Annotated in this window: 18 protein-coding genes; 14 read left to right on the top strand and 4 right to left on the bottom strand. The window is 64.7% G+C overall.

The window, feature by feature from the left end; genetic code table 11:
• The first annotated feature begins 21 nt into the window (after window positions 1–21).
• The 4 genes from ACV4UX_RS02105 to ACV4UX_RS02090 all read left to right on the top strand — a co-directional run bounded on the left by ACV4UX_RS02105 (window position 22) and on the right by ACV4UX_RS02090 (window position 4,107).
• Window positions 22–2,274, top strand: a complete 2,253-nt coding sequence (locus ACV4UX_RS02105) for a carboxyl transferase domain-containing protein (protein WP_491591678.1) — start codon at window positions 22–24, stop codon at window positions 2,272–2,274.
• Window positions 2,275–2,284: 10 nt separating this feature from the next.
• Window positions 2,285–2,935: a biotin attachment protein gene (locus ACV4UX_RS02100; protein WP_173086838.1), complete on the top strand. Its 651-nt coding sequence runs from the start codon at window positions 2,285–2,287 to the stop codon at window positions 2,933–2,935.
• A gap of 122 nt (window positions 2,936–3,057) precedes the next feature.
• Complete coding sequence (locus tag ACV4UX_RS02095; protein ID WP_491591677.1) at window positions 3,058–3,405, top strand: formin-like protein 18; 348 nt, start codon at window positions 3,058–3,060, stop codon at window positions 3,403–3,405.
• A 132-nt stretch (window positions 3,406–3,537) separates the two neighbouring features.
• Window positions 3,538–4,107, top strand: a complete 570-nt coding sequence (locus tag ACV4UX_RS02090) for a single-stranded DNA-binding protein (RefSeq protein WP_491591676.1) — start codon at window positions 3,538–3,540, stop codon at window positions 4,105–4,107.
• A 48-nt stretch (window positions 4,108–4,155) separates the two neighbouring features.
• Here ACV4UX_RS02090 and ACV4UX_RS02085 read toward each other — a convergent pair whose 3' ends face one another.
• Window positions 4,156–4,902 carry a hypothetical protein gene (locus ACV4UX_RS02085; RefSeq protein ID WP_491591689.1) on the bottom strand — a complete coding sequence of 249 codons (747 nt, stop codon included), beginning with the start codon at window positions 4,900–4,902 and terminating at the stop codon, window positions 4,156–4,158.
• A gap of 11 nt (window positions 4,903–4,913) precedes the next feature.
• Complete coding sequence (locus tag ACV4UX_RS02080; RefSeq protein WP_491591675.1) at window positions 4,914–5,210, bottom strand: hypothetical protein; 297 nt, start codon at window positions 5,208–5,210, stop codon at window positions 4,914–4,916.
• Between the two features lie 217 nt (window positions 5,211–5,427).
• On the opposite strand from ACV4UX_RS02080, the gene ACV4UX_RS02075 reads away from it, so the two are divergent.
• Together ACV4UX_RS02075 and ACV4UX_RS02070 are read left to right on the top strand one after the other, a co-directional pair.
• Window positions 5,428–6,192 (top strand): enoyl-ACP reductase FabI, encoded by a 765-nt coding sequence (locus tag ACV4UX_RS02075; RefSeq protein ID WP_491591674.1) that lies wholly within the window; start codon window positions 5,428–5,430, stop codon window positions 6,190–6,192.
• Between the two features lie 145 nt (window positions 6,193–6,337).
• Window positions 6,338–7,696, top strand: coding sequence for a beta-1,3-glucanase family protein (locus tag ACV4UX_RS02070; protein ID WP_491591673.1), 1,359 nt, complete (start codon window positions 6,338–6,340; stop codon window positions 7,694–7,696).
• A 361-nt stretch (window positions 7,697–8,057) separates the two neighbouring features.
• Here the strand turns inward: ACV4UX_RS02070 and tmcA are convergent, their stop codons facing one another.
• Window positions 8,058–8,447 (bottom strand): acidic tetraheme cytochrome c3 TmcA, encoded by a 390-nt coding sequence (tmcA, locus tag ACV4UX_RS02065; protein ID WP_491591672.1) that lies wholly within the window; start codon window positions 8,445–8,447, stop codon window positions 8,058–8,060.
• A gap of 264 nt (window positions 8,448–8,711) precedes the next feature.
• Between tmcA and kdpA the strand changes: the two genes are divergently transcribed.
• From kdpA to ACV4UX_RS02040, 5 genes are all read left to right on the top strand, one after another.
• A complete protein-coding gene (gene kdpA / locus ACV4UX_RS02060) occupies window positions 8,712–10,496 on the top strand; it encodes a potassium-transporting ATPase subunit KdpA (RefSeq protein WP_491591671.1) in 1,785 nt (594 codons plus the stop codon).
• A gap of 14 nt (window positions 10,497–10,510) precedes the next feature.
• Window positions 10,511–12,583 carry a potassium-transporting ATPase subunit KdpB gene (gene kdpB / locus ACV4UX_RS02055; protein ID WP_491591670.1) on the top strand — a complete coding sequence of 691 codons (2,073 nt, stop codon included), beginning with the start codon at window positions 10,511–10,513 and terminating at the stop codon, window positions 12,581–12,583.
• Between the two features lie 73 nt (window positions 12,584–12,656).
• The gene (gene kdpC / locus ACV4UX_RS02050) at window positions 12,657–13,289 is read left to right on the top strand and encodes a potassium-transporting ATPase subunit KdpC (RefSeq protein ID WP_491591669.1); all 633 of its coding nucleotides are present in this window, start codon (window positions 12,657–12,659) and stop codon (window positions 13,287–13,289) included.
• 9 nt (window positions 13,290–13,298) lie between these two features.
• Window positions 13,299–15,977: an ATP-binding protein gene (locus ACV4UX_RS02045; RefSeq protein ID WP_491591668.1), complete on the top strand. Its 2,679-nt coding sequence runs from the start codon at window positions 13,299–13,301 to the stop codon at window positions 15,975–15,977.
• Window positions 15,974–16,669, top strand: a complete 696-nt coding sequence (locus ACV4UX_RS02040; protein ID WP_491591667.1) for a response regulator — start codon at window positions 15,974–15,976, stop codon at window positions 16,667–16,669. The genes ACV4UX_RS02045 and ACV4UX_RS02040 overlap by 4 nt, the downstream gene beginning before the upstream one ends.
• A 234-nt stretch (window positions 16,670–16,903) precedes the next feature.
• Here the strand turns inward: ACV4UX_RS02040 and ACV4UX_RS02035 are convergent, their stop codons facing one another.
• On the bottom strand, window positions 16,904–19,036 hold the full coding sequence (locus ACV4UX_RS02035) for a WcbI family polysaccharide biosynthesis putative acetyltransferase (RefSeq protein ID WP_491591666.1): 2,133 nt from the start codon (window positions 19,034–19,036) through the stop codon (window positions 16,904–16,906).
• A 433-nt stretch (window positions 19,037–19,469) separates the two neighbouring features.
• Between ACV4UX_RS02035 and ACV4UX_RS02030 the strand changes: the two genes are divergently transcribed.
• The 3 genes from ACV4UX_RS02030 to ACV4UX_RS02020 all read left to right on the top strand — a co-directional run bounded on the left by ACV4UX_RS02030 (window position 19,470) and on the right by ACV4UX_RS02020 (window position 21,775).
• Complete coding sequence (locus tag ACV4UX_RS02030; protein ID WP_491591665.1) at window positions 19,470–20,639, top strand: tyrosine-type recombinase/integrase; 1,170 nt, start codon at window positions 19,470–19,472, stop codon at window positions 20,637–20,639.
• A gap of 103 nt (window positions 20,640–20,742) precedes the next feature.
• Window positions 20,743–20,967 carry a hypothetical protein gene (locus tag ACV4UX_RS02025; RefSeq protein ID WP_491591664.1) on the top strand — a complete coding sequence of 75 codons (225 nt, stop codon included), beginning with the start codon at window positions 20,743–20,745 and terminating at the stop codon, window positions 20,965–20,967.
• 112 nt (window positions 20,968–21,079) lie between these two features.
• On the top strand, window positions 21,080–21,775 hold the full coding sequence (locus tag ACV4UX_RS02020) for a hypothetical protein (protein WP_491591663.1): 696 nt from the start codon (window positions 21,080–21,082) through the stop codon (window positions 21,773–21,775).
• Window positions 21,776–21,874 lie beyond the last annotated feature (99 nt).

The raw sequence follows: 21,874 nt of genomic DNA, 5'->3' as shown, positions 1-21,874 counted from the left end.
GACATCCGAGAAAACCAACCCATGGACATCGAAAAAAGCATCCAGGAGCTTGAAGCCAGGCTCCAGTACATCCAGGATGTCTTCGGGACGCGCCGTCCCGAAGACGTGGCCCTTCTCTCCGCCAAGCTGGCCGGGCTGCGCTCCGGCGAGCAGGACGCCAAGCTCTCCGACAAAGTGAAGCTCCTGGCCCAGCTGGAGGACCTCTTCGGCTTTGTGGAGCAGAAGCTCGACCCCGAGCTCACCCCCATGGACCGCGTGCGCATCGTGCGCCACCCCCAGCGCATCACGCTCAAGGACATCCTCGAGTTCTGCTACGACAACTACACCGAGATCGGCGGGCAGGACGAGTACTCCATCGACCCCTCCATGTTCATCGCCCGGGCCTACATCACCCGCCGCCAGGGCGACAAGGTGCACAACCAGCCCGTGATGGTCATCGGCCAGGAGAAGGGCCACGGCCAGGAGTTCCGCAACGGCGGCTCCGTGAAGCCCTGGGGCAACGCCAAGGCGCTGCAGTACATGAAGGTGGCTGAGACCGAGAACATCCCCATCCACACCTACGTCTTCACCCCCGGGGCCTTCCCCGTGGAGGACTACCCCGGCGCGGCCCAGCAGATCGCCCGCAACCTCTACGAGATGGCCGCCCTGCGCGTGCCCGTGATCGCCTGCATCTCCGAAGGCGGCTCCGGCGGGGCCGAGGCCATCGCCCTGGCCGACACCCGGCTCATGCTCTCCCACGGCTACTACTCGGTCATCTCGCCCGAGGGCGCGGCGGCCATCGAGTCGGGCATCCGCCAGGGCCAGCGCGCCCCGGTGGAGCTCATCGAGGAGGTGGCCTCGCGGCTCAAGATCACCGGCGCGGACAACCTGCGCATGGGCTACGTGGACCGCGTGATCCAGGAACCCCCCCTGGGCGCGCGCCCCCACCACTACGATTTCTTCAAGCGCCTGCGCCAGGAGATGATGCTCGCCACCGACGAGGCCTTCCTCTCCGTGAAGGGCATGAACTTCATCCGCGCCATGGCCGTGAAGCGCCGCAAGAAGGCCCACCTGGCCGACGCCGAGGCCTTCTTCGTGCGCTGGTCGCTGGACGAGAGCGCGGCCGAGCGTCTGGTCTGGCGGCGCTACCGCAAGTTCCGCGACATGGCCCAGCAGGCCTACCAGGACAAGACGCCCGTGTCGCGGCGCATGGCCGATTCCCTTCGCCAGCTCTCCTGGTCCACCTATTCCTACCTGCGCTACGAGTTCCTCCGCGCCTACGGAACCAAGCTCCAACAGCTGCGCGAGGAGGCCGAGGCCGAGGTGCGCCTGGTGGCCAACAAGCTCCTGCGGCCCTTCCGCTCCACCGGCGGGGCGCGCAAGGTGGACACGCAGACCATCCAGAAGCTCACCGAGCTCTCCTGCGCCGAGGACGGCATCTGCCTGGACGGCGACGGCAACAGCGTCTACGTGAGCCCCAAGACCCGCGAGGACAAGGCCGTCACCTGCCCCAACGCCGCCACCCACGGCTGCCTGGACCTCTGGGCCCCGGACCTCTTCGGCGATTTCGCGGGCGTCTGCCAGTACTGCGGGCACCACTTCCCCATGGAATACCAGTGGTTCACCCACAACGTGCTGGACCGCGACTCCGTCTCCGAGTTCAACGCCGAGGTGGAGGCCGCCAACCCCCTGAGCTACCCCGGCTTCGACAAGAAGCTGGACGACGCCAAGACGAAGCTCAAGCTCAAGAGCTCCTGCATCACCTACGAGGCCTCCATCGAGGGCATCAAGGTGGTGGTCGGCCTGCTGGCGGCCCCCTTCCGGGGCGGCACGGTGGGCGCGGCCGAAGGCGAGAAGTTCATCCGGGCGCTCTCTCGCGCGCGCAAGAAGCACTATCCCTTCCTGGCCTATGTGCACGGAACGGCGGGCATCCGCATCCAGGAGGGCACCAACGGCGTCATCCAGATGCCCCGCGTGACCATGGCCGTGCGTCGCTACATCGAGGCGGGCGGGCTCTACATGGTGCTCTACGACACCTACTCCTACGCAGGCCCCGTGGCCAGCTTCCTGGGCTGCTCGCCCTACCAGTTCTCCGTGCGCTCGGCCAACATCGGCTTCGCCGGCCCCGGCGTGATCAAGGAGACCACCGGCACGGACATCCCCCCGGACTACCACCTGGCCTACAACGCCCTGGCCCGCGGCCACATCCAGGGCATCTGGGACCGCAGGGAAATCCGCAACAACCTGGTGCAGGCCTTCCAGACCATCGGCGGCCGCAACCTCTACTACCGCTAAGGGGACCGCCGTGAAGGACGTGAAAGCCATCCTCGAACAGTTCAAGGCCTCCCCCTACGAGGAGGCCGTGGTCTGCGCGCCGCACTGCGGCGTGGTCTCCTTCAAGACCACCGCCGGAGAGACCCGCGTGCTGGGTCCCTCGGGAACCTGGCGCGAGAAGCCCGGAACCCTCCTGGCCACCGTGACCCGCGAGCGCAACGCCAAGCCCATCCACTGCCAGCGCAAGGGACAGGTGCGCGAGGTGCACTCCCACCTGGACGGCCGGTTCGTCGAGGCGGGAACGCCGCTTCTGGTGCTGCGCCACTTCCTCACCAAGGAGGAGGTCACCCAGGCCATCCTCAAGCAGGTGCTCCACCTCTTCGAGGCCCCCGAACGCGCCAAGTACTACTTCGCCCCGGACGTGGACAAGAAGGTCAAGGTGTCGGGCTGCCGCTCCATCCGCGTCAAGGACGGCATGGACCTCTTCATCGTCTCGCGCATGAAGCGCGAGAAGCCCCTGAACTACTCCGGCCCCGAGGGCATCATCTACGACGTCTACTTCTCCCACGACCAGAACGTGGACGCCGGAGCGCCCCTCATCAGCGTCTGCCCGGAAGACCAGATGGGCGTCATCCAGGACGTGGTGAACCGCGTCCAGTCCGACTGGGAAGAACAGGAGTAGGGGCGTCCGCAGAGGGCTGCCGGCCTGGCTTCAAGGCCGGCCCGGGCTGCCGACGCGGGTTCGTCCGGGCCTGACGGGGCTGGCCGCGTCACCGCAACCGGGGTGTCCCCGAGGAGGTTTCCATGGGCAAGCTGCTCCAGGTGCGCGTAAGCGCCGCCACCACCGACCCCGGGAAGGTGGACGAAACCTGGCCCATCCTCTCCCATCTGGCCTATCCGCCGGGGCACGACTACGCTCCTGCCCGGCGCGGCGTGCTGGAACTGGTGGACACCCTGCGCGCGCGCCTCGCGGCCGGGGAGGTCTCCCCGGGCGTGGCCGAACGCGTGGGGCCGGGGCTGGCCAAGGCCGAGGCGCTCGTTGAGCGTTTCAACGAGGCCCTGGCCACCTGGAAGCCCGAGGCGGCCCAGCGTCTGAGCGAAGAGATCGAAGAGGCCCTGGACGACCTTGAAGACCGGGCCGGTTACCGTTAGGATAAGCTCCTGCGCGCGACGTTTCGCGCGCACGATATCGACTGGATGATCGCAGGGCGCGGCAAGCTCCTGCGTCAACGCACGAAAACACGACGCGACGCGGCTTTGCGCGCTACACCCCACGGAGGGCATATGGCCGGCAACGTGAACAAGGTGATCCTCATCGGCAGGCTCGGGCAGGACCCCAAGCTGACCTATCTCCCCTCGGGACAGCCGGTGGCGGAATTGCGCCTGGCCACCTCCGAATCCTACCGGAACAAGGACGGCGAGAAGGTCGAAGCCACCGAATGGCACTCGGTGAAGGTCTATGGCCGCTCGGCGGAGTTCTGCGGCAACTACCTGAGCAAGGGCCGCCTGATCTACGTGGAAGGGACCCTGCGCACCCGCTCCTGGGAAGACCAGCAGGGACAGAAGAAGTATTTCACGGAAGTGATCGTCACCGCGCCGGGCCACACCGTGCAGTTCCTCGATTCCAAGGGCGGCGGCGTGGACAACGCGCCTTCCGAAGGCGGCTACGGCGGGAGCCAGGGCGGCTACGGAGGCGGCCAGGGCGGCGAGCGCCGCGGCGGCGGAGCGCCCCAGCAGCAGGGCAACCGCGCCCAGGGCGGCCGCCAGGGCGGCCAGCGCCAGCAGCCCCGCGAGGAGGACATGGCCCCGGCCTTCCCCTCCGAGGCCTCGGGCATGGACGACGTGCCCTTCTAGTCCCCGCGATTCTTCGATCTCCAAGGCCGGTCCCGCGACCGGCCTTTTTCATTGGCCTGACCCGTCCTCCCCCAGGTTGGTCAAATACGCCGGGAAGTCCCCCTCGTAGGCGTGGCCGCCCAGGTGGGTGAAGCGGCTGGCCACGTCGGCGTGGATGGTCCCGCCCAGGGCCGTCCAGCGCTTGCAGAAGGCGTAGTCCTCGGGGAGGTAGTCGCGTGTTTCCGGGTCGATCATGGTGTCGAAGAAGGCGTAGTTGTCCACGTCGTCGCGCGAGGCGTTCACGTAGCTGTTGCGGTAGGTCAGCTCCGGGTAGGCTTGACTCATGCGTTCCAGCACGCCCCGCCGGATGAGCATGAACCCCGTGGAGCCGTACTCCACCTCCACCAGGCCCAGGGCGTCCACCTTGCAGCCGGGCTTGAACTTCACGGTGTACTTGAGAGACGCCGCCTCGGCCTGGGCATCCGGCAGCCCCCGGGGCATGCGCCGAAGCTTCCCCACGTCCAGGTGCTTGACGGGGTAGATGCCGCAGACCACGTCGCGGTCCGCCTTGAGGTAGCGCAGGGCCGTCTCGGGCTCGAAGCCGATGTCGGCGTCGATGAAGAGCAGGTGGGAGCACTCCGCGTCGCGCAGGAAGGCGTTGGCCACGTGGTTGCGCGCGCGGGTCACCAGGCTCTCGTGGGAGGGCGTCTGGAAGGAGGCCTGCACCCCGGCCCCGGCCAGGGCGTCCAGTAGCCCCAGCACGGAGCGCATGTAGGCCAGGGTGACCTTGCCGTCGTAGCAGGGCGTGCCGATCATGAGGGCCACGGCTACACCACCACGTCCAGCCCGGACGTGCGGGCCGGGAGCTCACGCAGCACGATCTCGGGGGCGAGGCTCACGATCAGGAAGCCCCGCTCCAGCCCCAGGCGGGCGTCGGGCGACACCTGGGCCAGGAGGCGGTGGCCGTCGATCTCCACCCAGGCCAGTCCCTCGCCCTGCCATTCCACCACCGTGCCGCGCACCTTCTGGCCCGGCTTGTGTGCCCTGCGGAAGCGCTCGGAGCGCTCGCGCCCGCGCGGGTCGCCGCCGGAGCCGAAGGACGTTGATCGACCGTGCACGCGCATGAAGCTCTCCTGATGCGCCCGCGTTCGCCGCCTCGCCGGGCCTGCCGTCAGGGCCGCTCCTGCGGGCGACGCGCCCGCGCGCGGACGCCGTTCTCCGGGGAATCTAACGGCCGAAGGGGCCGGAAGGCAAGGGGCGGGAACGTCTGGCAGGTCGGCCCGTTTTGGGCTAGAGCGGTGGAAACCCGTCTTCCGGGAACCGCGTCAGGAGGTGAGCGCCATGCTGCTCAGCGGAAAAAGGGCCTTGATCTTCGGGGTGGTGAACAACCGCAGCATCGCCTACGGCATCGCCAAGGCCTTCGCGGACCAGGGCTGCCGCATCGGGCTCAGCTACTCGCGCGACGCGGTGCGCAAGCGCATCCTGCCCATCGCGGAGGAGCTGGGGGCGGACTTCGTGGTGCAGTGCAACGTCACCTCCGACGAGGACATCGGGCGCATCCGCCGGGAGATCGCCGGGCACTGGGACGGCCTGGACGTTCTGGTGCACTCCATCGCCTACGCCAACCGCGAGGATCTGGCGGGCCGCTTCATCGACACCAGCCGCGAGGGCTTCCACGTGGCCCTGGACGTGTCGGCCTTCTCCCTGGTGGCCCTGTGCAAGGCCTTCGAGGATCTCTTCGCGCCCGAAGCCTCGGTGATGACCATGAGCTACTACGGCGCGGGCCGCGTGGTGGCCAACTACAACGCCATGGGCGTGGCCAAGGCCAGCCTGGAGTGCTGCGTGCGCTATCTGGCCGTGGACCTGGGCGCGCGCGGCGTGCGCGTGAACGCCCTGAGCGCCGGACCCGTGCGCACCATGGCGGCGGCGGCCATTCCGGGCTTCAGGAGCATCCTGGGGGCCATCGAGGACAAGTCGCCCCTGCGGCGCAACATCACCCTGGAGGACATCGGCCGCTGCGCCCTCTACCTGGCCTCGGACCTCTCCTCGGGCACCACGGGGCAGACCGTGTTCGTGGACTCGGGCTACAACATCATGGGCATCTAGCGGCCCGCCGGACACCGGGCGCGTGAGCCCTTTTCCGGACAACGCCGTTGCATTTCCCCCCGGATTCCGTATGACGCAAGAAGGCACGAACAGTTCGTGCCGCAATAAAGACGTGCGGCGAACCATTCCGATGAGGGGGGAGGGTATGTCCAAGCCATCAAGAAGTGCCGTCGCGGCGTTTCTCCTGGCGTTCCTGCTGACGGCCAGCGTCGCGAAGTCCGAAGTTCCCATCGTGTTCAACCTCCCCTCGGGAGCGGACCCGGACAAGGTGTTCGTCTCCTTCTTCAACAACGGAGGGAGCATCGACGGATGGTACTACGACGACGCCGGCGGCAAGGAGACGCTCAAGACCAACACCTCCTATTCGATGTCCCAGCTGACGGACAACGCCAAGGACAAGGACAAGCCGAAATCCGTCGGCGTGGGCGTGCCGAGCGACGTGCCCGCCGTGATGGTGAACAGCTTCAACAGCGGAAGGATCTACATCAGCTACGGCAACGCCATGGACTATTCCGGCGGATTCCCGGACCCCGGGAACAGTTCGGACAAGAACAGGAACACGCGCTACCAGTACCTGGAGCCCACCATTTCGGGCAACACCATCAACGTGGACCTCTCCTACATCGACGACCTCTCGATCCCGTTGAGCATGGAAGCGGTCAACGCGTCCAAGAGCGCCACCAATTCGCCCCAGAAAACCACCGTGAGCGGCACGGACCTGGCCAAGGCCGCATCCAGCGCGGCCACGTCGTCTTCGGCGGTCTACAAGGAAGGGTCCATCGGAAGTTCCCTCTCGGGAGACTTCAAGCGCGTGCTCACGCCACACAACGACGGCAGCCTCTACCACGACTGGTCCTGGCTCAAGACCGACAAGCCCACGGCGACCCTGGAGAACTACTTCAACGGCGTGGGTGACAAGCCCAGCGAGGCCTCGCTCAAGGCGCAACAGTACAAGTTCACCGTGACGTTCGACGGGTCCGGCAACGCCAGCATCAGCGGCAGCGGCGACAGCATCAAGAGCAGCACCATCACCATCAACTTCACGGACCTGAACGCCGCCACGGGCGTCTACGGGGCCAACCCCTCCTACACGGTGAGCAACTACGACAACACCGGCAAGAGCAAGACCTTCAACGGCATCAACAACGACATCTACGGCTACATCGTGGGAGACCTGCTGGCCGGGCTGGACTGGGGCTTCGTGGGCAGCGCCACAAAGCTCGGGGGCACGGAGATCGGCAAGCTCTCCAGCGCCCACTGGTGGGGCGGCAAGACCTCCGACGGCAAGACCGTCTCCCCGGGCGACAGCGCCGTGGGCCAGGGGCTGGTGTTCTCCAAGGCCCAGTCGGATTCCAAAAAGTACGACAACTACGCCGCGAACCTCGACGGCAAGACCGCAGGCTACGCAGCGCCGTTCCAGGACCGGGCCGGAAGCAACCTCCTGTTCTTCGACAGGGGCAAGGACTCCTCGGCTTACCTGGAAGTGAGCATCGGCAAGGACTGACCGGCGCCATCGGAGAACGACGCCGGCCGCACCGGGCCGGCGTCCCCGGGCGTACGCCTTTCCTGAATCGGACGGGTGCCCCCAATTGTCTCCGACACCGTGAACTCGCCCGGCGGGGCGAAACCCGTCCGATCAGTTCCCGCTCCTCGACAGGGGCCGTCCTTCGCCGCGTGTCCCCCCCCGCGCCTTCGGGGCAGCTCCGGCGCGCAGGAGGGTCCGCGGACACAATGGACCCTCGCCTCCCCAGGCCCGAAGCAGCTCCGGCGCGCAGGAGGGTCCGCGTTCTCCGGTTTTCTTCACGCGCCGTCCGCACGCCCGGGACCTGCTCCGGGCGCGCGGGGGGGGCTGCGGACGCGCCGCTCTATTGTGCGGGATTCCTCGGGTGGCATTCGCCGCAGGCCACCGGCCCGACGCCTTTGGCCTCGTGGCAGTCGCCGCAATGACGGTGGAAGGCCCGCATGAGCGGCATGCCCTTCCCGCCTCCGGCCGCGGTGTGGCATTCGGAGCCTTTCGTGCCCGAGGAGTGGGCCTTGGGGTCGATCCTGCCGTCCTTGCCCACGCCGTGATGGCAGGCCCTGCAGTCTTCGAGCTTGGCCTTCCGGTTGTGCTCGTCGCGCCTGAAGGACACGGCGGGTCTGGATGCCTTGGTGAAGGCCGGGTCGGCCAGCTGCTTCTTGTCGTCCTGGGAGCGGAGCGTGCCGGCAAGGAGCGCCACAACCAGAAGGGCCAGGCAGTGCGTGGGTCCAAGCAAACAGAATCTTAACTCGTCCCGGCTATCTCTTTACACTATTTTTACATCATCCTGACTACTTCACTCTCCATCGACACTCATCGGAGGTTGCGATGGACATTCTCTTCGTATCGCTCACCCTGGCCCTGGTCTTCGGCCTGTTCGGCCTCATAGGCCTGCTTGGCAGCCTGGAAAGGAAATAACCATGGACAGTCTCGCGCTCACCCTTGCCGCCGTATTGTTTGTGTACCTGCTGGCGGCGCTGTGCAAGCCGGAGTGGTTCGAATGAACGCCAACAGCCTGTTTCACCACGTGTTCTTCGTCGCTCTGCTGCTGGCCGCCTCCTGGCCGCTGGGCCTTTACATGGCCCGCGTCTACCAGGACCAGCCCTGCGGCCTGGACCGCGCGTTCGGCCCCGTGGAGCGTCTGCTGTACCGTTTGTGCGGCGTGGACGCCCGCCAGGAGATGGACTGGAAGGGTTACGCCCTGTCCATGGCGGGCCTGAACGCTTTGGGCCTCCTGGCGGTCTACGCGCTCCAGCGGCTCCAGGGCGCGCTGCCCCTGAATCCGGCTGGACTGCCAGCTGTAGACCCCTTCGTGGCCTTCAACACCGCCGTGAGCTTCGCCACCAACACCAACTGGCAGGCCTACGGCGGCGAGTCCACCATGAGCCATCTCACCCAGATGCTGGCGCTCACTGTGCAGAATTTCCTGTCCGCAGCCACCGGCATGGCCGTGATGGCCGCCCTGATCCGGGGGCTGTCTCGCCGCGAGACCGACAGGCTGGGCAACTTCTGGCGCGACGTCACCCGTTCGGTGCTCTATGTGCTGTTGCCGCTGTCCGTCGCGTTGAGCCTTGCGCTCATGTGGCAGGGCGTGCCCCAGACCTTGGAAGGCTCGGCAACCGCCGACTTCCTGGAACCCGCCAGCATCGACAAGCCCGTGCTGGACGAAACGGGCAAGCCGGTCCTGGACGAGGGCGGAAAGCCCAGGACGGAACAGGCGACACAGGCGAGGCAGAGCATCGCCCTCGGCCCCGTGGCCTCCCAGGTGGCCATCAAGCAGCTGGGCACCAACGGCGGAGGCTACTACAACGTCAACTCCGCCCATCCATTCGAGAACCCCACGCCGCTCACCAACCTGCTGGAGATGCTGGCCATCCTGCTCATCCCGGCAGCGCTGTGCCACACCTTTGGCGTGATGGTGGGCGACAGGCGCCAGGGGTTCGCGATTCTCGCGGCCATGACCATCCTGTTCGCAGGGTTTGCCTTTCTGACGCTTCAGGCCGAATCCGCCCTCGATCCAGCGCTTGCAGGCATGGGCGTGGAGTCCGTTCCCAGCCTGGAGGGCAAGGAACTGCGCTTCGGCGTGGCGGGGTCCGCCCTGTGGGCCGCAGCCACTACAGCCGCGTCCAACGGCTCGGTGAACGCCATGCACGACAGCTTTACGCCCCTTGGCGGCATGTGGCCGATGCTGCTCATGCAGCTTGGCGAGGTGGTCTACGGCGGCGTCGGCTCCGGACTGTACGGCATGCTGGTCTTCGCCGTGGTGGCCGTATTCGTGGCCGGGCTCATGGTGGGGCGCACACCGGAGTACCTGGGCAAGAAGATCGAACCCTTCGAGACCAAGATGGCGGCGCTGGTCATCCTCATCCCTCCCTTCCTGTGCCTGATGGGCACGGCCCTGGCCGCCGTGGCAGGTCCGCCAGACGCCGTCTCCAACCCTGGCCCCCACGGATTCAGCCAGATGCTCTACGCCTTCTCGTCCATGGGCAACAACAACGGCAGCGCCTTCGCCGGGCTCACCGCCACCTCGCCCTTCTGGACCATCGCCGGAGGCGTGGCCATGTTCGTGTCGCGCTACTGGCTCATCATCCCCGTGCTGGCCCTGGCCGGGTCCATGGCTGGCAAGAAGCGGCTGCAGGAAGGCCCGGGAACCCTGCCCACGCACGGCCCCATCTTCGTGGGGCTGCTCATGGCCGTGGTGCTGGTGGTGGGCGCGCTCACCTTCGTGCCCGCCCTGGCGCTCGGCCCGGTTGCCGAGCATCTGGCCCTGTATCCGCCGAAATAACGAGGTTTACCCAGATGTCCAAAGACAAGAACAAACGGCCTCTGTTCGATGCGGCCATCGTGCGTCAGGCGCTTACGGACTGCGCGCGAAAGCTCTCCCCGGCCCGACAGGCCCGCAACCCCGTGATGTTCACGGTCTATGTGGGCAGCATCCTGACCACGCTGCTGGCCGTGCAGGCCTCTCTGGGACAGGGCGAGGCCCCCTTCGGGTTCGTGGCCTCCGTGTCCGCGTGGCTGTGGGCCACGGTGCTGTTTGCCAACTTCGCCGAGGCCATGGCCGAGGGTCGCGGCAAGGCCCAGGCGGCGGCGCTTCGCGGCCTGCGCCAGGACGTGGCCGCCAGGAAGCTGGTGCACCCGCGCCGCGATTCGCCTTTCGTCACCGTTCCCGCCAAGAGCCTGCTCCGGGGCGACCTGATGCTGGTGGAAGCGGGCGACACCATCCCTTCGGACGGCGATATCGTGGAAGGCATCGCCTCCGTGGACGAGTCGGCAATAACCGGCGAGAGCGCCCCGGTCATCCGCGAGGCGGGCGGCGACCGCAGTGCCGTCACCGGCGGGACGCGGCTTCTCTCTGACTGGCTTGTGGTCAAGGTGGCCGCCGAATCCGGCGAGACCTTCCTGGACCGCATGATCTCCCTGGTGGAAGGGGCCAAACGCCGCAAGACCCCCAACGAGATCGCCCTGAACATCCTGCTGGCCTCGCTGACGCTCATCTTTCTGGTGGTCTGCGTGACGCTGCGCCCCATGTCTGCCTTTGCCGTGGCGCTCTCCGGCCAGGGTCAGGCCGTAACCATCACCGCCCTGGCCGCGCTCTTCGTGTGCCTGGCTCCCACCACCATCGGGGGGCTTCTCTCGGCCATCGGCATCGCGGGCATGGACCGCCTCGTCCAGGCGGGCGTCATAGCCACATCGGGCCGCGCAGTGGAGGCCGCCGGGGACGTGGACGTGCTGCTCCTGGACAAGACCGGCACCATAACCCTGGGCAACCGGCAGGCCTCGGCCTTCCTGCCCGTTCCTGGCGTGGACGAGCGCGAGCTGGCCGAAGCGGCCCAGCTGGCGTCGCTGGCCGACGAGACGCCCGAGGGCCGTTCCATCGTGGTGCTGGCCAAGGAGCGCTTCGGCATTCGCGGGCGCGACCTGCACGAACTGGGGGCCACCTTTGTGCCCTTCACCGCCCAGACCCGTCTGTCGGGCGTGAACCTGCCGGAGCGCCTGATCCGCAAGGGCGCGCCCGACGCCATAATTGCCCTGGCCGAGCACTCCGGCCAGCGCATCCCCAAGGAAATCGATCCCTTTATCCATGAGATCGCCAAATCCGGCGGCACGCCGCTGCTGGTGTCCGAGAACGGCAGACCGCTCGGGGCCATATGGCTCAAAGACATCGTGAAGGGCGGCATCCGGGAGCGCTTCGCCGAGCTTCGCTCCATGGGCATCAAGACCATCATGGTCACCGGCGACAATGCGCTCACTGCCGCAGCCATCGCTGCCGAGGCGGGCGTGGACGACTTTCTGGCCGAGGCCACGCCGGAAGCCAAGCTGGCCCGCATCCGCCAGTACCAGGCAGAGGGCAAGATGGTGGCCATGACCGGCGACGGCACAAACGACGCCCCGGCCCTGGCCCAGGCCGACGTGGGCGTGGCCATGAACTCCGGCACCCAGGCCGCCAAGGAGGCCGGGAACATGGTGGACCTGGACTCCAACCCCACCAAGCTCCTGGAAGTGGTGGCCATCGGCAAACAATTGCTCATGACGCGCGGCTCGCTGACAACCTTCAGCATATCAAACGACATCGCCAAGTATTTCGCCATCATCCCGGCGGTGTTCGCGGGCATCTACCCGCAGCTGGGGGTTTTGGACGTGATGGGACTCGCCACGCCCAAGTCCGCCGTGCTTTCCGCCGTGGTGTTCAACGCCCTCATCATCGTGGTGCTCATTCCGCTGGCGCTCAAGGGTGTGAAGTACGTGCCCGCCCCGGCGGCCATGGCCCTGCGGCGAAACCTGCTCATTTACGGGCTGGGGGGGCTGCTTGTGCCCTTCGCGGGGATCAAGCTCATAGACGCCATCATCTCAGCCCTGGGTTGGGCGTAGCGGAAAATAAAACAACCAATGATTATCCCGTGGCAACAGGGTTGTGTTTTCACGGGCGCCACAGGAGCCTGAAATGTTCACGATGTTCGCCCAGCAGCTCAAGCCTGCGTTTCTGATGCTCTTCTGGATGACGCTCCTGACCGGGCTGGCCTACCCCCTGGCCATGACCGGCGCGGGCAAGGCGCTGTTCCCGGCCCAGGCCTCGGGCAGCCTGATCCCGGGCCAGTCCGGCCATGCCTCCCCGGCAGGCCCGGCAACACAGTCAGGCCCGGCAACACCGGCGGGATCGGCGCTCATCGGACAGCCCTTCGAGTCGCCGCGCCACTTCTGGGGCAGGCCCTCGGCCACCTCGCCGCACGCCTGCAACGCCGGGGCCTCGTCCGGCTCCAACCTGGGGCCGTCCAACCCCGTCCTGGCCGAGGCCGTGGCCGGGCGCGCCGCGAAGCTCAAGGCCGCGCATGGGGACGCTCCCATCCCCATGGAGCTTGTCACGGCGTCGGGCAGCGGCCTGGACCCGCACATAAGCCCCCAGGCAGCCGCCTACCAGGTCGACCGGGTGGCCACGGCCCGGAAACTCTCCCGCGACAGCGTGTCTGCCCTGGTCGCCAGGCACACTCAAAGCCCCCTGTGGGGATTCTGGGGTGAGCCGCGCGTGAACGTGCTGGAGATCAATCTTGCCCTGGATGCCTCGGCCGACAAGGAGTAGGACGACACCATGCGAGACGAGGATCAACGCCCGGACCCCGACGCCCTGCTGGCCATGGTCAGGCGTGAGGAGGAAGGCAAACGCAGGGGTCAGCTGAGGATATTCCTCGGCATGGCCCCCGGCGTGGGCAAAACCTACGCCATGCTGGAGGCCGCGCGCGCCAAGATGGCCGAGGGGCTGGACCTTCTGGCGGGCATCGTCGAGACCCACGGGCGCGACGACACCGAAGCCCTGCTCTACGAAATGCCCGCCCTGCCACGCAAACGGATCGACTACAAGGGCCACCTGCTGGAAGAGTTCGACCTGGACGAGGCCCTGGTCCGGCGTCCGGCGCTCATCCTGGTGGACGAGCTGGCCCACACGAACGTCCCAGGCTCGCGCCATCCCAAGCGCTGGCAGGACGTGGAGGAGCTTTTGGAGAACGGGCTGAACGTCTGGAGCACCCTGAACGTGCAGCACCTGGAGAGCTTGAACGACATCGTGGCCCAGATAACCGGGGTGCGCGTGCGCGAGACCGTGCCAGACGCCGTGCTTGAGCGCGCCGAATCCGTCATCCTGGTGGACCTGCCCCCCGAGGATCTGCGCCAGCGCCTGAACGAGGGCAAGGTCTACCTGCCCAGGCAGGCCGAGTGGGCCGGGGAGAATTTCTTCCGCTCCGGCAACTTGAGCGCCCTTCGCGAGCTGGCGTTGCGCTCCACGGCCAACCGCGTGAACACCGAAGTGCTGGTCTACCGCCAGGGGCACTCCATCCAGACCACCTGGCCCACGGCGGAGCGCATCCTGGTGTGTGTGGGGCCGTCTCCCACCTCGGCCACCCTGGTGCGCGCCGCGAAGCGCCTGGCCGACGGCCTGCACGCGCCCTGGCACGCCCTGTATATCCAGCACCAGCCCGGCGGAGAGCAGACCAGCAGGGCGCTTGCCAACCTGAACCTGGCTCGCGAACTGGGCGCGCAGACCCATGTGCTGGCTGGCGGGGACGTGGCGCGGCTCATCGTCGGCTTCGCCAGACAGCACAACGTCACCCGCATCGTGGTGGGCAAGCCCTTGCACCGGCGCTTCACCGACCTGCTGCGGGGCAGCCCCGTGGATCAGCTGGTGCGCCTTTCCGAGGAGATCGACGTCCACGTCATCAAGGGGCAGGACACCGGGACGAAGCGCCCGGCCAAGCCAGGAGCCCCTCCCAGGCACCGCCTGAAGGACTATGCCGCCGCCTTGGGCGTGGTGGCGGCTTCCACGGCGGCCTGCTTCGCCATGTTCCCGTATTTCGAGCTCGCCAACCTGATCATGGTCTATCTGGTGGGTGTCATGGCGGTGGCCTTCTGGCTGCCCCGGAGAGCCTCGGCCCTTGCTTCGGGATTGAGCGTACTGGCCTTCGATTTCTGTTTCGTGCCGCCGCGTTTCAGCTTCGCGGTGACGGACGTGGCCTATCTGGTCACGTTCCTGGTCATGTTCCTGGTGGCCCTGGTCATCAGCGGCATGGCCTCGCGCATCAAGGCCCAGGCGGACAGCGCGGGCCAACTGGAACGGCAGGCCTCCGAGTTGAGCGGCCTCTCCAGGCACCTGGCCGCCAACCGGGGCACTGCCCGTCTGGTTCAGGTGGCCAGAAACCACATCGCCGCCGTGTTCGGCTGCAAGGCCTTCGTGCTGCTGCCCGGAGCATCCGGCAAGCTGGAGACGGCCTTCATGCAAAGCGACGAGGAACTGCTCTCCAGCAAGGACCACGGCGTGGCCCAGTGGGTTTTCGACAACGAGAAGCCTGCCGGACTGTCCACCCAGACACTGGCGGATTCCGACATCCTCTTCCTGCCGCTGCCGGGGACAGACGAGGTTCTGGGGGTGATCGGGCTTAAGCCGCTGGACGAGGAGGCGCGCGATTCCCTGCTGCTGCCGGACAGGAGGCGGCTGCTGGACGCCTTCGTGCACCAGACCGCCATGGCCCTGGACGTGGACCGGCTGGAGGAAAAGGCCAGGGCCACCCTCATGGAGGCCGAGCGCGAGAAGCTGCGCTCAGCCCTGCTTTCAACGGTGACGCACGACTTCAAGACCCCCCTGGCGGCCATCTCCGGTTCCGCCGAGAGCCTCATGACCCTTGGACAATCCGCCAGCCCCGAAGTCCGCCGCGCGCTGGAAGAGAACATCGCCGCCGAGGCATCGCGCCTGGAGCGGCTGGCCGACAACCTGCTGCGCATCGCCGCGCTGGAGTCCGGGGCCGTGGTGCCGGAACTCAAGCCCGTGCCGCTGGAGGAGGTCATCGGCAGTTCGCTCGCGCGGCTGGAGTCCATCCTGGCGGGGCACCCCGTGCGGGTGGACGTCCCTGCGGACATGCCGCCCATCCCCATGGACGAGGTGCTCATGGAACAGGTGTTCCTGAATCTTCTGGAGAACGCCGCAAAATACACCCCGGCGGGGACCGGCATCGCCATCCTGGCCGACACGCACCGGGGCGAAGCCGTGATCGAGGTGCGCGACACCGGGCCGGGGCTGCCTCCGGGCGATCACGCCAGGCTGTTCGAGCGCTATCAGCGCGGCGACAGGCGGGACGCCGGGCACGCCGCCGAGGGCTACGGCCTGGGGTTGGCCATCTGCAAGGCCGTGATCCGGGCTCACGGCGGAAGCATCACGGCGCGCGACAACGCCCCCACCGGGGCACGCTTCACCATGACCCTCCCGCTCCAGGACCAGTCATGACAAGTAACAAGGGCGCCACCATCCTGGTCGTGGACGACGAAGCGGCCATCCTTCGTTTCCTGAAGCCCTTTCTCCAGGCTGAAGGCTACACTGTGCTTGAAGCGCGCACCGGACGCGAGGCCCTTGCCCTGGCGTCATCCCACGGGCCGGAGGTCATCCTGCTTGATCTTGGGCTGCCTGACATGGACGGGGAGGAGATCATACAGGCGCTGCCGCCCTGGAGCCGGGCGCGGGTGATCGTGGTGTCCGCGCGGGGCCGGGAGCAGGACAAGGTCTCCGCCCTGGACCTGGGCGCGAGCGACTACCTCACCAAACCCTTCAGCCTGGCAGAGCTGGCGGCCAGGATTCGGGCGCTCCTGCGACGCGGGGCAACGGCGGACGCCCCGCCCCCGGCCAGCTACCGATTCGGGGACCTGTCCATCGACATTGAGGCGCATGTGGTCCATCTGGGCGACGAGGAGGTTCACCTGACCCCCACGGAGTTCAAGATGCTGGCCTTCCTGGCGCGCCATGCGGGCAAGGTGGTCACACACGGGCAGCTCCTCAAGGAGGTCTGGGGCAAGCACAGCCATGGGCAGGAACACTACGTGCGCATCCACGTCCACAAGCTGCGCCAGAAGATCGAGCCTGATCCTGCCCGCCCCCGGCACCTGCACACGGAAACGGGGGTGGGGTATCGGTTCAAGGAGTGATTGCCAGCCTTGCTGCATCCTCTTCCGTGTGCTTCGATGGGAATTTTGCGCCATCAACCCCTTCAAATCCGGTCGATTGCAGCCCTCAATTCGCTCAACCGGCGAGGCATGCCAGCGTACGGGCAGGCGCTCCCGGAGCCGGAGGCAACGGTTCCGAGATGAACGGTGTGCGGAGAATTGGAGTCGTGTGAACAGAGATTCGGTGATGAGCGCATCGCGCATGGTTGCGTGGGATCAGCCAACAATTCCTGTACGCATCGTGTCTTCTTCTTGCCAGCTATACAAGGCATTTCGACAGGTCGCTATGGTCTCCTGCACTGTCGAAATGTTAGATTCGTAGTGCTGATAGTGTGCTAGAACGAATTCAATGGCAGACATTTTGGCGCGATTGATCGTGAAGCATCCGCTTCCATTGTTGCCAAGTGAAAGTGCGTCTCTAATGTTGTCGTTGACGATCCATTGAATATCGCAGAGGATCTCGGATGTTGCATTGACAGATGACGGAGAGAGTCTGCCCATTCCCAGGATTCCGAGAAGAGAATTGGCTGCATTGTGAAGCAGGCATGCATTCGGATGGTTCAATGTATGGAATAAGACTCCATTCTTGTAGTTTTGGTAGAGGTGGTCCGTGCATTTGACATCCCATAGCCTTTCCCTGAGGTGTAGTTCCTCAAACAAAGAGGAGAGATAGGCAGCATAGCCTCTTTCGATCCAGTCCCCGGATGTTAGGCGTCTGGCGCATTCCTCCGGGGTAATCCCGTCAATATAGGATGTTATGACCAGGGCCGAGTGGTAATTGGTGAGATGGGCGTCCCTCAGGGGGGTGTCGTCTATCTTTAGGAGCACCATGTCCGGAAAATATCCTGCGAAATGAAACGTTGGAAAGACGATCGTTGACCGCGCGGTGCCCCTTGCGACGTTGGTTTGCAGTGGAAAGAGTGGGTTCACGAGGTTTTGGGTGACAAGAAGGTCAATCCTCGGCAGCAGCATGTCGGCCACGAAGTGTTGCAACTCGATGGACATGTCCTGTATTGGCGGAAGGGCCTTGATGATCGAGTATTCGGATGTGAACTCGTCGTGCAGTTCCAGAATGGAGGACATGGCGGCTGATTGGCAGTTTCCGATGACCAGCGCTGTTTTTTTTTCCGGGTCAATGTATGTCTTGTCAATGAAATCCATCAGTGACTGATGGTCTCCTATGCGTGACAAGAAATTCGAGAAGCCCTTGGTCAGGAGATGGTGGTCTCCGAAATTTTTCAATGCCAAGCCGTAGATTGTTTTAGCTTCCTCATGTTCACCGAGCTTGTCTAGTGCGGACGCATAGTCATTGTATTGCGCGGGAGTCATGAGCGTTCGGTCGATGCTCCTGTATGCCCTGCGAGAGTCGTCAAGCTTGTTGTTCTTCAGGCAGCAATGGGCGTATCTTTCCATTGCGGAAAACTCTTGTGGAAACAAAGCTGCAGCCTTTCTTGCCACACTCTCCGCATCATCCATTTTGTTCTGCGCCAGTAGAGCGTTTGTCAGTCCTGTCCAAGCCTGAACTTTGTCCGGGAAACGTTCGGACAGCATCCTGTGAGCCGTTTCAGCATCAAGATACACCATTTTACGGTGTTGTATGTGCGCGAATCTTTCCAGGACAGAGAAGTCGTCTGGGAACAGGGTCTTTGCCTTGCCTGCCACGCCTTCGGCTTCGTTCAGTTTGTCTTGCGACAACAAGGAGTTTGTCAGGCCAATCCAGGCTGGTGCTTTGTCGGGAAATCGCTCGATGATGATCTTGAAGATTCTTTCAGCGTAACAGTGCATTCCCCTGCGCTGCTGCGTGTGCGCGAATCTTTCCAGGACAGAAAATTCGCCTGGAAACACAATGATTGCCTCGCCAGCAACCCTCTCCGCATCGCTGATCTTGTTTTGCGACAGCAAAGCGTTCGTAAGGCCAACCCAGGCCTGTGTCTTGTCTGGAAACCTGTCGAGGATGCTTTCGTAAGACTTTTGGGCTTCACTGTACATGCCCTTGCGAAGCTGCACGTGTGCAGTTCTCTCAAGGACGGAGAATTCCTCCGGAAACAGGGTTGTTGCCTCACGAACAACGTACTCCGCGTCGATGATTCTTCCTTGCAGCAGCAGTGAATTTATCAGGCCAATCCATGGGTGCACCTTGTCAGGACATTTAGAGATGATTTCCTTGTAATTTTGTTCGGCATCAAGGTGATTTCCTTTGCGTAATTGAACATACGCAAGTCTTTCGTGTATCGAGTGGTATCCAGGGAACATCTTCCTTGCTTCGGTTGCAATGGCCTCTGCTTCGTCAAGTTTGCTTTGGGTCAGAAGATTGTTGATTTCGTCGTACAATTGTTTTGCATTGTTCATGGCGATCAGTTCTCCAATTGTTGCAACTCTTAACTGAGTCCATGTTGCGAGGAAAGTCAAGCCGACATGTCCTGTGGTGAAGCGCTCAGACCAACTCGGCAGTCTGCCCTTGGTTCCGGCCCCAGGATGGAGCGGGGTGGGTGGGCTAAAGGAAAAGGGCCGACGAATCGCTTCGTCGGCCCTTGTGCCCTTGGTTGCGGGGGTGGGATTTGAACCCACGATCTTCGGGTTATGAGAACTAGAATCACGCCCCTCGCACGGTTTACGCCCCCTTTTCCCCAGCACGCACAGAAGTGCACAACTAGCTTGAAAACAAGTGTAAAATTCTTCGCACCCGAGGCGCTGATTGTGCTTGATTTGCGCTCATGTACCCTGTATTTCGCCCTCATGTGCTGGGGATAGTGCTGGGGAAATGCTGGGGAGGGGGGCGAACATGCCACGACAGGAACGGTTCAAGACGGGCTACCCCGGGGTGGTCTACACGCTGGGTACGGGGGCTGACGGGAGGCCGGAAAAGGTGTTCTTCATCATCTACCGGAAGAACGGACGGCAGATCGAAGAGAAAGCCGGCGCACAGCGCCGGGATGACATGACCCCGGCCAAGGCGAACGCCATCCGCGCCCGCCGCATCCAGGGTGACGACGATCCCAACGCCGTGCGCCGGGAGAAGGCGCAGGCTGCCAAGGATGCCGCGGCCAACCGCTGGACCATTGAGCGCTTGTGGCAGGAATACAAAGCCAGCAAGCCGGGGCTCAAGGGTCTGGTGTCCGACGAAAACCGCTTCAAGAACTTCATCGGCCCTGCCTTTGGCTCGAAGGAACCCCGCCAGATCATCGCCCTGGATGTGGATCGCCTCCGGGTCAAGCTGCTCAAGACCCGCAAGCCGGGCACGGTCAAGAACGTCCTGGAGTTGTTGCGCCGGATCATCAACTACGGCTGCAAAAAGAACCTGTGCGAAGGGCCGGGCTTCACCTTGGAGTTGCCCAAGGCCCAAAGCCTCAAGACGGAAGACCTAGCCCCCGAGGAAATGGTGGCGCTCCTCAAGGCCATCGACGAAGACACGCACCCCCATGCCGGTCCCATGATGAAACTGGCCTTGTTCTCGGGGCTCCGCAAGTCGGAAATGCTCAAGCTCCGCTGGGTGGACCTAGACTTTCGCAACGGCTTCATCCACCTGCCCGACGCCAAGAGCGGCAAGGATGAGAAAATCCCGATGAGCGCCCCGGCCCGCGAAGTGCTGGAAGCCATGCCGCGAGACGCCGAATATGTGTTCCCTGGCAGGGCAGGGGGGCGGCGCGTGTTCATCCAAAGGCACGTCAACGCCATCCGCGACCGCGCCGGGCTCCCAAAGAACTTCCGGGCCTTCCACGGCCTGCGTCACGTCTACGCCTCCATGCTGGCCTCTTCCGGCAGGGTGGACATGTACACCCTGCAAAAGCTCATGACGCACAAGAGCGCGGCCATGACCGCACGCTATGCCCACCTGAGGGATGACGCATTGCACCGCGCGGCGGACGTGGCCGGTGAAATCTTCGACCGGTTGAGTAGCAGCCAGGGTGAGGCTGGCAAAGTGGTGAACCTGGAAGCCAAGCGCAACGGCTGAGCCGCACCACGGTGGCGCGACAGTATAAACGCGACCGGGCCGAGAGGTCACGACTCCCGGCCCGGCCCGGCCCGGCCTGACCATCAACCCTGGAGGGAATTGTATGGCTGACGAAACCTTGATTGAAAACACCACCGAGATCAACCCGACCACCGAAGCCAAGCGGGCATTGGATGGCATCCTCGCCGCGCAAGCGACCATCAACGCGCTGGCTTTGGGGCATGAACGCAACCTCGATTTTGATGGCGGTCTGAGCCCCGCACTCCGCAACGCCGCCACGATGCTGACGCCTGCCGTGCGTGAGCTTTGCCGCCAAGTCTACGCCTGACCTCATGCTTCCCCGGCCTAAGGGCGGGCTGATCCCCCGCCCCGACAAGCCGCGTACCCCCTGACGGGTTGGCCGGGGATTTCATCACAGGGGGAACGCGCAGGGGGTGCGTATGAATGCTGACGACCAGGGACAGGACCACCTGACCGACGACGAACGGGCAATGCTGGCCCACTACAGGCGGTCGAAGGACCGCGCACCGTCCGTTTCTCCGGCACCCAGGCTCACGCCTTCTCAACGGATCGAGCGAACCATCAAGAGCTTGCGCGACTCAGGGCAACCGGAGTTGGTCGCCAGCGCCACGGCGCTGGAGGAAATGCGCGAGGACCGGGACCACCTTCGCAAGGTGTTGGACGCGACCGAAGACGTGACTGCCCATGCAGGGGCGCAGGGGAAGGCCCTGCGCGAAGCCCTGGAAGCAGACCTCCGCGCCGCCCATGATCAGATCGCAGTGCTTGAAGCGGAGAAACACAACCTCATCCTAGACCTTGCGTCTGCCCGCCAAGAAACAGCCGGGCTGAGGCCGCAGGCAGAAGAGTCAACGAGTCTCCGTCAAGAACTCGAAGCCGCCCGAGAAGAAATCGCCAAGCTCAGGGCGAGGCCTCACGCGCCTCGGAAGGAACAAACCTATCTGGTCGTGCTCGCTGCGGCCCTCAAGCCGAAGGCCGCGAAACGACTTGAATTGGGCGAGCGTGGGGTATCGACGGCACTCGCCCGTCGAACGGAGGATTTGGGATGTCCTGTTTCCGATGATTCCGTGCGGAGATTGCTGGATGATGTATCCAGACTTCAAGGCATAAAACTCTAGAAAACCGCACGCGGTTTCCTTGTCTTCTCGCGCGGCCCTGCACGCGCGCTTTTTTCGTACTCCAGGGTTCATCCGTCGCAATCACGCGACGTGGTGAAA

The sequence above is a fragment of the Fundidesulfovibrio sp. genome (assembly GCF_058402725.1).
The sequence above is the reverse complement of the archived record's forward strand: the minus strand, read 5'-3'. Positions and strand labels throughout refer to the sequence as shown.

Bases quoted from the DNA above. Each gene is read 5' to 3' on its own strand.
- ACV4UX_RS02040 (WP_491591667.1), top strand. From the start codon at position 15,974: ATGACAAGTAACAAGGGCGCCACCATCCTGGTCGTGGACGACGAAGCG.
- ACV4UX_RS02080 (WP_491591675.1), bottom strand. From the start codon at position 5,210: ATGCGCGTGCACGGTCGATCAACGTCCTTCGGCTCCGGCGGCGACCCG.
- ACV4UX_RS02085 (WP_491591689.1), bottom strand. From the start codon at position 4,902: ATGATCGGCACGCCCTGCTACGACGGCAAGGTCACCCTGGCCTACATG.
- kdpA (WP_491591671.1), top strand. From the start codon at position 8,712: ATGAACGCCAACAGCCTGTTTCACCACGTGTTCTTCGTCGCTCTGCTG.
- ACV4UX_RS02045 (WP_491591668.1), top strand. From the start codon at position 13,299: ATGCGAGACGAGGATCAACGCCCGGACCCCGACGCCCTGCTGGCCATG.
- ACV4UX_RS02105 (WP_491591678.1), top strand. From the start codon at position 22: ATGGACATCGAAAAAAGCATCCAGGAGCTTGAAGCCAGGCTCCAGTAC.
- ACV4UX_RS02095 (WP_491591677.1), top strand. From the start codon at position 3,058: ATGGGCAAGCTGCTCCAGGTGCGCGTAAGCGCCGCCACCACCGACCCC.
- kdpB (WP_491591670.1), top strand. From the start codon at position 10,511: ATGTCCAAAGACAAGAACAAACGGCCTCTGTTCGATGCGGCCATCGTG.
- ACV4UX_RS02020 (WP_491591663.1), top strand. From the start codon at position 21,080: ATGAATGCTGACGACCAGGGACAGGACCACCTGACCGACGACGAACGG.
- ACV4UX_RS02090 (WP_491591676.1), top strand. From the start codon at position 3,538: ATGGCCGGCAACGTGAACAAGGTGATCCTCATCGGCAGGCTCGGGCAG.
- ACV4UX_RS02030 (WP_491591665.1), top strand. From the start codon at position 19,470: ATGCCACGACAGGAACGGTTCAAGACGGGCTACCCCGGGGTGGTCTAC.
- ACV4UX_RS02025 (WP_491591664.1), top strand. From the start codon at position 20,743: ATGGCTGACGAAACCTTGATTGAAAACACCACCGAGATCAACCCGACC.
- ACV4UX_RS02075 (WP_491591674.1), top strand. From the start codon at position 5,428: ATGCTGCTCAGCGGAAAAAGGGCCTTGATCTTCGGGGTGGTGAACAAC.
- kdpC (WP_491591669.1), top strand. From the start codon at position 12,657: ATGTTCACGATGTTCGCCCAGCAGCTCAAGCCTGCGTTTCTGATGCTC.
- ACV4UX_RS02070 (WP_491591673.1), top strand. From the start codon at position 6,338: ATGTCCAAGCCATCAAGAAGTGCCGTCGCGGCGTTTCTCCTGGCGTTC.
- ACV4UX_RS02035 (WP_491591666.1), bottom strand. From the start codon at position 19,036: ATGAACAATGCAAAACAATTGTACGACGAAATCAACAATCTTCTGACC.